The 11227-nt window shown below is 39.9% G+C and carries 8 protein-coding genes; all 8 read left to right on the forward strand.

The genetic code is table 11. The annotated features are described in order from the left end of the window. Positions 1 to 244: 244 nt before the first annotated feature. A complete protein-coding gene (locus tag GQR46_RS09790; RefSeq protein ID WP_008171772.1) occupies positions 245 to 448 on the forward strand; it encodes a DUF1656 domain-containing protein in 204 nt (67 codons plus the stop codon). Positions 449 to 453: 5 nt separating this feature from the next. Continuing rightward, a complete protein-coding gene (locus GQR46_RS09795; protein WP_165740832.1) occupies positions 454 to 1314 on the forward strand; it encodes an HlyD family secretion protein in 861 nt (286 codons plus the stop codon). 10 nt (positions 1315 to 1324) lie between these two features. Continuing rightward, the gene (locus GQR46_RS09800; protein WP_165740833.1) at positions 1325 to 3361 is read left to right on the forward strand and encodes an FUSC family protein; all 2037 of its coding nucleotides are present in this window, start codon (positions 1325 to 1327) and stop codon (positions 3359 to 3361) included. 76 nt (positions 3362 to 3437) lie between these two features. Further along, on the forward strand, positions 3438 to 4169 hold the full coding sequence (locus GQR46_RS09805; RefSeq protein ID WP_010555372.1) for an RNA methyltransferase: 732 nt from the start codon (positions 3438 to 3440) through the stop codon (positions 4167 to 4169). Positions 4170 to 4237: 68 nt separating this feature from the next. Next, complete coding sequence (locus tag GQR46_RS09810; RefSeq protein WP_165740834.1) at positions 4238 to 7639, forward strand: AAA family ATPase; 3402 nt, start codon at positions 4238 to 4240, stop codon at positions 7637 to 7639. Positions 7640 to 7712: 73 nt separating this feature from the next. Continuing rightward, positions 7713 to 8480, forward strand: coding sequence for a cell division protein ZipA (gene zipA, locus GQR46_RS09815; protein ID WP_165740835.1), 768 nt, complete (start codon positions 7713 to 7715; stop codon positions 8478 to 8480). A gap of 80 nt (positions 8481 to 8560) precedes the next feature. Next, the gene (ligA, locus tag GQR46_RS09820; protein WP_165740836.1) at positions 8561 to 10579 is read left to right on the forward strand and encodes an NAD-dependent DNA ligase LigA; all 2019 of its coding nucleotides are present in this window, start codon (positions 8561 to 8563) and stop codon (positions 10577 to 10579) included. Positions 10580 to 10589: 10 nt separating this feature from the next. Next, positions 10590 to 11108, forward strand: coding sequence for a DUF2919 domain-containing protein (locus tag GQR46_RS09825; protein WP_165740837.1), 519 nt, complete (start codon positions 10590 to 10592; stop codon positions 11106 to 11108). The last annotated feature ends 119 nt before the right edge of the window (positions 11109 to 11227 follow it).

Raw genomic sequence — 11227 nt, forward strand, 5'->3', positions numbered from 1 at the left:
TCGCTGGTTTTATTTATTTGGCTGGTAACTGGGATCTTTAGCTTTTTAATATGCGATTTAGCTACTATACATAGTTAATGCTGCTTAAATGTAATGGCATTAATTATGTATTAAGCACACCTACGTACAATTAAGCTAATTGATTTATATGCCAAAATAATAGATTGTAAGAGTAGTGAGGATGTAAATTTATTTAGGTTTTACAGCTTTTATCACCGCTTTAAATAACATTAGGATATTTATTATGTTTCAAGCAGTCGTGTTAGGGGGATTAGAGTTTAGCCCGCTGATTGTTTACTTCCCAATTGCGTTTATTTTAACAGCGCTGACTCGTTTTGCTTTGCATCGACTAGATTGGCATGACCGTATTTGGAAAGTGGCTTGGTTTGAAGTGTCACTATTTGTTTGTTACTTGGCACTGGCCGTCTATTTACTAAGTGGAAGATAAATTGAATGATTAAATATCTGCGTATTACTTTTACTATCTTGGTTGTTATAGCTGCGGTTTTTGCTGGGCGTTGGGTATGGACTGACTACATGCATACTCCTTGGACGCGCGACGGTCGCATTCGAGCAGACATAGTTACAGTTGCTCCAGACGTGTCGGGTTGGGTGACTGCTTTAAACATTAAAGATGGTCAAAACGTACAAAAAGGCGAAGTACTTTTTAATGTTGATCAAAAGCGTTACCAAGCAGCGCTTGATAAAAGTAAAGCCAATACAGAAAATACGCTATATACATGGGAGCTTGCTAAACATAAATACGAAAGACGTGTTGAGCTAAACACTCAACAGGCAATAAGTGAAGAAACGCTAGAATCAACACGTATCAATACTAAAATTGCTGAGGCAAATTATAACCTAGCTAAAACAGAGCAAACAATTGCGCAATTAAATGTTGATAGAACTAAAATTGTTGCGCCTGCATCGGGGCAAATAATTAATCTGAATTTACGCCAAGGTAACTATGTAGCTCAAGGCACACCTGTGTTTGCTATCGTGCAGTCAGATTCATTTTACGTAACGGGTTACTTTGAAGAGAGTAAAATATCGCTTATTTATCCTGATCAAAAAGCTAAAATAGCGCTTTTAAGCGGTGGTAAGCAATTAACGGGGCATGTAGTGAGTGTAGGTAAAGCAATTGCAAATACGAATACACAAAGTAACGGGCAGCTTTTACCACAAGTACAACAAACATTTAATTGGGTACGTTTATCGCAACGTATTCCTGTTGATATTAAGTTAGATTCATTGCCCGAAGATACACAGTTAAGCGCAGGAATGACCGCCACAATACATCTCGCTACACGTTAAGGGGAAGACAGTGGGCGTTGTATTACAAAATTTGTTTTTTCCTAAAAAACAGGCAATTATTTTTGCGACTAAGGGCGTTATAGCCATGGTAATGGCGCTTACTATTGCTATGTGGCTTAATCTTGAAAGACCTTATTGGGCGTTAGTCTCGGCTATATTTTTGCAATTACGCCCGCAAAGCGGATTGGTTATTGAAAAAGCAATTTGCCAAATAATAGGCACCATAGTGGGTGGTTTATTTGGCATATTGCTTTTAACTCAGTTAATTCTCTACCCTTATTTAGCGCTCGGTGCATTGGCATTATGGTTGGGGGTAAACTCTGCGTTATCGGCAATGGTACGCCAAGCAAACTTTGTTTATGCGTTTGCTATGGCAGGTGTAACAGCCGCTATTATTGTACTTTTAGTCATGGTTACTCCGGCAATGGTGAGCAGCCAAAGCATATTTGATATTGCACAAGCGCGCGTGAGTGAAATAGTAATAGGCTCAATATGTGCAGGCCTTGTGAGCCATTTGTTTTGGCCTGTAAAAGTTAAACACTTACTGCAAGTACAAGCGCGGTCGGTTATAAACCAAACGTTAGATTATTTAGTAACTGAGCTTGATTCTAAAGGCTCGCACGAAAATCGCCATCAGCAAATAGATGGCATTATGGCAACATTAGGATCAATAAACGAAGACTCCAGCGCAGTAAGGTACGAAGGGCCAAAAGGTCCAGGGCGCTCACGTGCTGCAAATCAATTGTCGCAAAAAGTACTTTCTTTACTGGCTTCAATTCAAATAATTGGTCGCCTGCAACGAAACCACGCAGACCTTATTACTCCCACATTAGACAAATTAATAAGTAAACTTAAACACGTATTCGCGCAAATTAAAGAATCTGACGATTTTGATTACTGCGCCGAACAAGTTAAAACGCTGCGTAAAGAGCTAACCGACTATAGAGCAAATACGGTGTGTGATTCGCCATTTGAATCTCACATGCTCAATGTGAGCTTAGAAGTGGCAGCGGACTTAACAATTTTACTACGGGCATACAGAGCTTTAGAACAACGCGATAAAACATTATTAAATGCACCCAGTATGCTTACATATCGCGACCCATTAGCTGGCATTATTGTTGGATTTAGAACTGCTTTGGTGTTTTCTATCGGCGCATTTATTTGGATTAATACAGGTTCTTCAGCTGCATTATTAATTATGATATTACCGGTCATATTTTCGATAATGCTGTCGAGAATACCCTTGGCTATTTTACAGGTTGTAATTAAACGTTTATTGGCAGGTATAATTGTTGCTACTTTTGTAACTATTTTTTATGCGTTAAATTTACTGTCGCAAAGTGGTGGGCAATTAGAAATATTGTTGCTTGTATTAGCTGGTCCGTATTTTTTGGGTTTGCTGTTACTCGCTGATCAACAAACGCTGCCATACGGCTTAGGGTTTTGTATTCCATTTACTATTTTGGTTAGACCCAGCACGGATATGAGCCTAGCTTTTTCAATTGATTATACACTCAGCTCTGCAATCGCGATTTTTGCTGGCGTGAGTATTTTATTTTGGATTTTTCAGTTATTTACAGGACCAAGTGTTCAGTTACTTGTTCATCGTGTTTTTAAGGCTACCTATAAAGATTTACTCGAAATAAATACCCATCAAACTCCGAGTATTTGGTACAACCGCCGCATGGCAGATAGGTTAATACGCTTAACTAATTACGATCAGGGCTCACACTCACGCGCCATTACTGACCTTGCCCTAACCGGTTTAAACTTAGGACATGCCTCAGTGCGATTAAACTCAATTTGCGAAAATCTTGCTGGTGACACAAAGCTAAAATATTTAAATGAGTGGCAACGCACGTTGGCTGATGCATTTATGCTGGCTACCAAAGGTAAGTTTGATGAAAACTTTAAGCAAGCGTCTGATAATCTTTATAACGAATTAGCCGCATCTGTTGGTGATTCAAACCAATTAGAGGCAATAAAAGGGATGTTTATTCGCATTAATCTGACCTTTGAAAGAAGTGCGAGTAAGATAAATTAGCCCTATTCGCTGCTTTTCGAGTTCAGATGTTATAACGAAATCTGTTATACTTGCTGGATAATTTTATGGGGCTGTTATGATTTCAAAAAACCAACTCAAACTTATTCGCCAACTTGGCCAAAAAAAGTACCGAAAGCAATATAATCAATACCTTGTACAGGGTGAAAAAAACGTACTTGAGTTATTAAACAGCCCATTAAATGCGGTTAATATTTTTGCTACAAACGAATTTATAAATGCGTACCAAGGTGAGTATCAGCACGCTAATTTTATTGAAGCGGATGAAGAGACCCTCACTAAAGCGAGCACGCTAGTTAGCAATAATGCAGCCATTGCTATTGTTGATATGCCAAAGGCAGCTTTACCACAAGCAAATGGCTTAATACTCGCGCTTGATGGCGTATCAGACCCTGGTAACTTAGGCACAATAATTAGAGTAGCTGATTGGTACGGTATTAAACATATAGTAACTAGCACCGACAGCGCAGACGCTTACAACCCTAAAACAATTAGCGCCACAATGGGCTCATTTGTAAGGGTATCGGTAAGCCAAGTAGATTTACCTGATTACTTACAGTCTTTAAATTTACCTGTTTACGGTGCTTTTTTAGATGGACAAAGTGTACATAAAACCCAATTTACGGGCTCAGGCGTTTTGCTAATGGGCAGTGAGTCGCATGGTATACGCGAGACATGTGCAAAGTTAGTGACCAATAAAATCACCATTCCCGCTTTTGGTGGAGCAGAGTCACTTAATGTTGCAATGGCGACCGGTATTATTTTAGATAACTTTAAACGACAAGCTTAATCTATTAGTAAATTATGGGTTAAATTGTTTATGACAAATAACAATAATAAATTGGTAATAACAATAAGATGCGCTTAAGCACTATTAAATTAGCGGGCTTTAAATCGTTTGTAGAGCCCACTAAAATTCCATTTCCTGATCAAATGACGTGTGTTGTAGGCCCTAATGGCTGTGGCAAATCTAACGTTATTGATGCAGTACGATGGGTGCTAGGTGAAAGCTCTGCTAAAAACCTGCGTGGCGATGCCATGACCGACGTTATTTTTAATGGCTCAACTAATCGTAAAGCCATATCACAAGCTTCTGTAGAGCTTGTTTTTGATAACGATAAAGGTAGTCCTTCTAATACATTTGCCGACAGAAACCAAATTGCAATTAAACGCTTAGTAACGCGCGACGGGCTATCGCTGTACTTTTTAAATGGCAGTAAATGCCGTAAGCGTGATATTACCGATATATTTTTAGGTACAGGTCTTGGTCCGCGTAGTTACGCGATTATTGAGCAAGGGATGATCTCGCGCTTAATAGAAAGTAAACCACAAGAATTACGTGTATTTTTAGAAGAAGCCGCTGGTGTTTCTAAATACAAAGAGCGCCGCCGCGAAACACAAACACGCATTAAAAGCACCCGCGAAAACCTTGAACGTTTGTTAGATGTGCGAAAAGAGCTGCAAAGCCAGTTAGATAAATTGGCTGTGCAGTCGGTTGATGCAAAAAAATACCGAGAGTTAAAAGCGCAAGAGCGAACGCTAAAAGGGCAAATTGCGGTTTTAAAATGGCAAAAGTTACATCAGCAACAACTTGAAAAAAGTACTCTAATTAAAAAACTGAACGATCAAATTTCTTTTTTTAAAACTGCTAACTCAGGGCATGACGATGTACTTGCAAGCTTAGAAGGGCAAGTACAAGCCAAGCAAGATAAACTAAGCGATGCACAGCATCAGCAACATGTAATACACACCGAGCTTACCCGCGCTGAGCAACAGCAAATAAATGTAAAGCAACAAACTCAAACGCTTAAACAAAATTTAATTAAATTACAGCAACGCCAAACCCATAGCACTGAAGTTAAAACGCAGCAGCAAATTGTGTGCGAGCAACTAAATGAAGCCCTGCAAGAGGCAAGTGAAAACGCGTTAATGTGCGAAGAGCAAGTTAGGAAGTTAACGCATGAGCTTGAGGAATTATTAGCACTGAAGCAGCGCCACAATACACACTGGCAAACTTTGTGTGAGCAACAGCAACAACTTAATAATAATGCGCAACTGCATAGCAGTCACATTAAACAAACTCAGCAGCAAATAAGCCACGTTAACGAGCAAATTGATCAGTTAAATACGCAGCTTACTGACTTACAAAGTAGCGATGTAGAACAACAATTAACGCAGCAAACACAGCAAACACAAACATTAACCCAAGAACTTGCTGCTAAACAAACAGCGCACACGCAGTGCAGTGCTAAGCTTGAAGTGCAAAATGAGCGTGTTAATAACTCACAAAAGCAATATTCGACGCTTACTCAAACAATAAACGAGTTAAAAGCTAGTATAACAGGGCTTAAAAGTACATTAGGGCTTGATGAAGAAAGTGAAAGTACTAATGGTTTGTTTAATCAGCTAAGTGTTAAAGAAGGCTTTGAGCCCTTAATAGAGCAAGCACTTAAATCGCTAGAGAACTTAAATGTAAGTCAGCAGCAAGCTGATAATAGTGTGTGGCCAATTAGTGGTAAGCACATTGCTGAAAATAGCTTAGCTGCATTCATAACAAGCGGCGTGTACCCAGATCATTTAACGCGCATTGCTTATAGCGAGAGCGGTGATCTAACGCTCTTAAAAGATGCTTATTATACAGCCGTTATGGATAAAAACGGTGCTTTATATGGTCGTAACTGGCATGTAAGTGCCGATCGAAATGCAGAAAACTCATTACTTTTAAAACATAAGCAATTGCAGGATAAAGCTCAGCAGTTAACCAATGCCGAGGATGAGCTAAAACAAGTAACACACACTCGTGATGAACATACAGCTGATCAAATAAAGTTAATTAACGAGCAAAGCGAGCTAAAAGAAGCCATACATGAGCTTGCGCAAAATATAGCAGTAGCCGGTACACGCAGCGATATGCTCAAACAGCAAGTAGCGCACTTTAAGCTGCAACTAGAAAAGTTACAGCAACAAAAACAGCAATTAACCACTGCGCTTTTGCAATTAAATAAAGTGCTTGATGAGCAAACAGAGCAATTTGAAGTGTTAAATGAGCAGCAACTTAACTTAGCGGATGAGGTAGACGCTGCAAATAGCCTGCGCTCACAAAGTGATAAAAGTTATAGCGAAGCATTAAGCATGCTTGAGCAATATAAAACGCAAGCGCATAAGGCAACGCTCTCAGAGCAAAAGGCACGCAGTGAATGGCAGTTAAGCCAAACCAAATTGAGCCATGCAGAGCAAGAGCACGTTAGTGCATCTGAAGGTGCGCAAGAATTACTCAATGAAATAGAAGAGCTGCTGATCCCAGAGCAAGAACTGGGCGATAAAATAACGCAGTTTTTAGCGCAGCATCAAAAAGGCGAGCAGGCACTGGTATTGCTACAAAAAGAATTAGCTCACGCTAAAGAAAGTTTAAATAGCAAGCAAGCAAGTCTTAAAAACTCACAAGGTGAGCTGGTGGGCTTGCAAGAGCAGCATCAAAAGCTAAAAATTGAAGAGCAAAGCTTACTAATAAAAGCGCAAGTTGCGCTCGAGCCATTAGAAGAGCTAAAGCAAAGCTTAAAAGCAATACTTGATGAATTACCTGATTCATTGAATTTAAGTGCAGCGCAAAATCAGTTAACCGGATTTACTAATCAGTTAGATAAATTAGGTGCAGTAAACTTAGCGGCAATTGAAGAATTTGATTTAGCTAAAGCTCGTAGTGATTATCTTGATAATCAATTAGATGATTTAACAAAAGCGTTAAGTACCCTTGAAGGTGCAATTCGTAAAATTGATAGTGAGACCAAAATACGCTTTAAAGCGACGTTCGATCAAGTTAACGAAGACTTTGCAGAGCTATTTCCTAAAGTTTTTGGTGGTGGTAGTGCGTATTTAGAATTAACCAGTGACGATTTACTCGAAAGTGGTGTTAGTATAATGGCACGACCACCGGGTAAGAAAAATTCAACAATTCATTTGTTAAGTGGTGGAGAAAAAGCGCTGACCGCATTATCATTAGTGTTTTCTATATTCAGGCTCAATCCAGCTCCTTTCTGTATGCTGGACGAAGTAGATGCACCATTAGATGATGCCAACGTTGTGCGTTTTTGCCGTTTGGTTGAAGAAATGTCACAATCAGTGCAGTTTATTTATATTAGTCATAATAAAATTGCGATGGAAATGGCTGGTAGATTAACAGGTGTTACTATGGCAGAACCTGGCGTATCGCGTATGGTTGCTGTAGATATAGAGCAGGCTGTGCAACTTGCACATGCATAAATTTTTATAACAAGTGTATTATTTTTAATTAATATACAGGTTTTAGGCATATCAAATAATAAAAGGTGAGGGGATGGCCGAACAATTAAGATGGGTTTTAATCATTATCAGTGTAGTTGTCATTGGTGGTTTATTAATACATGGATTGTGGTCTGTGAGAAAAAAAGACCGCCCAGAAGTATCTGATAACGAGCGGGTTGAACCATTACAAGAAAGCGCATCAGCTTCATCTAAACCGTTTCGAACTGAGGCTGAACCAAAAGAGCTAATGCAAAACGAACGTGATGAGCCACAGTTTGGTGAGCTTAACTTTGATGCAAATGAGCCGCAAATAGATACAAGCGTTCCAGAAGTGCCGATTGAAGATGACCTAGAAATAGTTGATGACCTAGAAGCAAAAGAGCAAAGCGCTGAAGAAGCACCTGCTCAAATGTCTGACTTTGTTATTGTACATATTCAAATGCCGGAAGAGCTTAGTATGCAGGGCAGTAAATTATTGCCGGCAGTTAACACTTTAGGTTTTAAATATTCTGAGGAAGGCTTTTTTAATCGCCACTTAGATCCGGCTGGTCAAGGCCCTGTTTTATTTAGATTAGTAAATATGTACAACCCAGGTACGTTTGATATTGATAATATGGAACAGTTTAGTACCGCTGGGGTAAGCTTATTTATGACGTTACCGTGCGACGGCGATGGTCTAGCTGCATTTAATATGTTGCACAGCGCAGCTAAAAAGTTAGCGGATGAATTTGGTGCACAAATTTTAGATGCTGAGCGAAATGAAATGACAGTAGATCGCGTAAGACAATATGTTGAGCAGGTTCGTTCTTTTTCAGCGTAAATAACGCATACATTATATTTTTATAAGCCACTGGACGGTGAATCGTCAAAGTGGCTTTTTTTATGTTTATTGAGGTTTAAATGTCTAGCAGCATTAGTGAGCAAGTTAATCATCTTCGTACTACATTAGAGCAACACAACTATAATTATTATGTGCTCGACACCCCCAGTATTCCTGATTCTGAATACGATAGGTTATTACGCGAACTAAGCGCACTTGAAACCGAGCATCCTGAATTTTTAACCGCCGATTCACCTACACAAAAAGTAGGCGGTGCAGCACTTAGTAAATTTGAACAAGTAGCGCACCAAGTGCCCATGTTATCGCTTGATAATGCCTTTAGTGAAGAAGAGTTCACTGCATTTAACCGCCGTATAAAAGAGCGTTTAATGAGTACCGATGAGCTTACATTTTGTTGTGAGCCAAAACTTGATGGTTTAGCTGTATCGATTATTTATCGCGATGGTGTGCTTGTACAGGCAGCTACTCGAGGCGATGGTTTTACTGGTGAAAACATTACTCAAAATGTAAAAACAATTCGTAATGTACCCCTTAAGTTACGTGGCGATTATCCAAAAGAACTAGAAGTGCGCGGTGAGGTGTTTATGGACAGCGCGGGCTTTGACAAATTAAACAGCGAAGCTGAGAAACGTGGTGATAAAGTATTTGTTAACCCACGTAATGCCGCAGCGGGTAGCTTACGTCAGCTCGACTCTAAAATTACCGCCAAACGGCCACTTATGTTTTACGCTTACAGTACGGGGCTTGTTGCTGATGGCAATATTCCTGAGGATCACTATCAGCAATTAGAAAAGTTGACTGATTGGGGATTACCGCTTTGCCCTGAAACAAAACTAGTTGAAGGCCCACAAGCGGCGCTTGAGTATTACAGTGATATTTTAACGCGCCGTGGTGAGCTTAAATATGAAATTGATGGCGTAGTAATAAAAATAAATCAAAAGACCTTACAAGAGCGTTTAGGCTTTGTAGCGCGTGCTCCTCGCTGGGCTATTGCGTATAAATTCCCAGCGCAAGAAGAAATAACCCAACTACTTGATGTTGAATTTCAAGTTGGGCGTACGGGTGCTATTACACCGGTTGCACGCTTAGAGCCTGTTTTTGTAGGTGGCGTAACAGTATCAAATGCAACACTTCATAATGGCGATGAAATTGCTCGTTTAGGTGTAAAAGTGGGCGATACAGTTATTATTCGCCGCGCAGGAGACGTGATCCCGCAAATAACTCAAGTTGTGCTTGAACGCCGCCCTGATAATGCACGCGATATAGAGTTTCCTGTAACGTGCCCAATTTGTGACTCCCATGTTGAAAAAGTAGAAGGCGAAGCTGTAGCCCGTTGTACGGGTGGACTTGTATGTCCTGCACAGCGTAAGCAAGCTATTAAGCACTTTGCTTCGCGCAAAGCGCTGGATATAGATGGTCTTGGCGATAAGATTGTTGATCAGTTAGTCGATAGAGAACTTATAAAAACACCTGCTGATTTGTTTATATTAAAACAAGGGCATTTTGAATCACTTGAGCGCATGGGACCTAAGTCGGCTAAAAATTTGGTAACAGCGCTTGAAGAGGCTAAAGGCACTACGCTTGCTAAGTTTTTATACTCTTTGGGTATTCGTGAAGCCGGTGAAGCAACAGCACAAAATTTAGCAAATCACTTCCTATCCCTTGAAAATGTAATAAATGCCAGCATTGATAGTTTAACGCAGGTGAGCGATGTAGGCGAAATTGTAGCTGCTCATGTTCGTGGCTTTTTTGATGAAGAGCATAATTTAGCAGTTGTTAATGCGCTTATAGAGCAAGGCGTAAATTGGCCAGCGCTAAGTGCACCTTCTGAGGAAGAACAGCCGCTAGCAGGGCTTACTTATGTACTTACAGGTACGCTTAATACACTTAATCGTAATGATGCTAAAGCGCGCTTACAGCAACTAGGCGCCAAAGTATCGGGTAGTGTATCGGCTAAAACAGATGCACTAGTAGCAGGTGAAAAAGCAGGTTCAAAATTAACTAAAGCGCAAGACCTAGGTATCGACATACTAACGGAAGGTGAGTTAATAGAGCTGCTCATAAAGCATAACGGTTAGGAAAACAAAAATGAGCCGATATGGGCCAGAATACTGGGATAAGTACGGAAGTTACCGTACACCTATTGCATTTCATTTAAGTGTGCTTGTGCTTTTACGCGGCTATTTTATTTGGGTGATAGCGGCTTTAAGCCGCAGACCTGAACTGGATTTAATGTCGTTATTTTTTAAAAATAAAAATGACTTTTTTATCGCAATAGCAATCGGAAGTGTTGCAATAATACCGACTATTTTATTTTGCTTACGCAGGCCTCGAGATTCGCATAGTGCGAGCGACAGGTTAGCAAAAGTATGGCGACATATGCGTTGGCCCCTTATTTTATGCGCCGTTGTTGATTTGACATGGTTAAGTGTTCAAGCTGCGCATAGTCATTATCGATTTTCACCATTTTTAGCCATACAAATGATGATTGTTTTATGGGTACTGTGGTATTTGATGAAAAGCCGTTATTTAACTGTTTTTTTTAATGATTGGCCTGAGCCGACAGAAAAAGCATCAGAAGAAAAAAAGCGACTTAAAAGGGATTAGATGTGGACGCTGTAAATAAAAAAATAGCGATAGCGGTTTCGCTAATAGGATTAGTGCTTGTTATTTTAATGATTAGCACTGAGCTTTTAGAGTTTATGTGGTTTAAAGTGTTATTTGGA

Source organism: Pseudoalteromonas sp. Z1A6, from assembly GCF_011378745.1.
In the GTDB taxonomy this organism is placed as follows: domain Bacteria; phylum Pseudomonadota; class Gammaproteobacteria; order Enterobacterales; family Alteromonadaceae; genus Pseudoalteromonas; species Pseudoalteromonas arctica.

Excerpts from the sequence above, each read along its gene's own strand:
- ligA (WP_165740836.1), top strand. The coding sequence starts at position 8,561 with ATGTCTAGCAGCATTAGTGAGCAAGTTAATCATCTTCGTACTACATTA.
- GQR46_RS09810 (WP_165740834.1), top strand. The coding sequence starts at position 4,238 with ATGCGCTTAAGCACTATTAAATTAGCGGGCTTTAAATCGTTTGTAGAG.
- GQR46_RS09805 (WP_010555372.1), top strand. The coding sequence starts at position 3,438 with ATGATTTCAAAAAACCAACTCAAACTTATTCGCCAACTTGGCCAAAAA.
- GQR46_RS09790 (WP_008171772.1), top strand. The coding sequence starts at position 245 with ATGTTTCAAGCAGTCGTGTTAGGGGGATTAGAGTTTAGCCCGCTGATT.
- GQR46_RS09795 (WP_165740832.1), top strand. The coding sequence starts at position 454 with ATGATTAAATATCTGCGTATTACTTTTACTATCTTGGTTGTTATAGCT.
- GQR46_RS09825 (WP_165740837.1), top strand. The coding sequence starts at position 10,590 with ATGAGCCGATATGGGCCAGAATACTGGGATAAGTACGGAAGTTACCGT.
- zipA (WP_165740835.1), top strand. The coding sequence starts at position 7,713 with ATGGCCGAACAATTAAGATGGGTTTTAATCATTATCAGTGTAGTTGTC.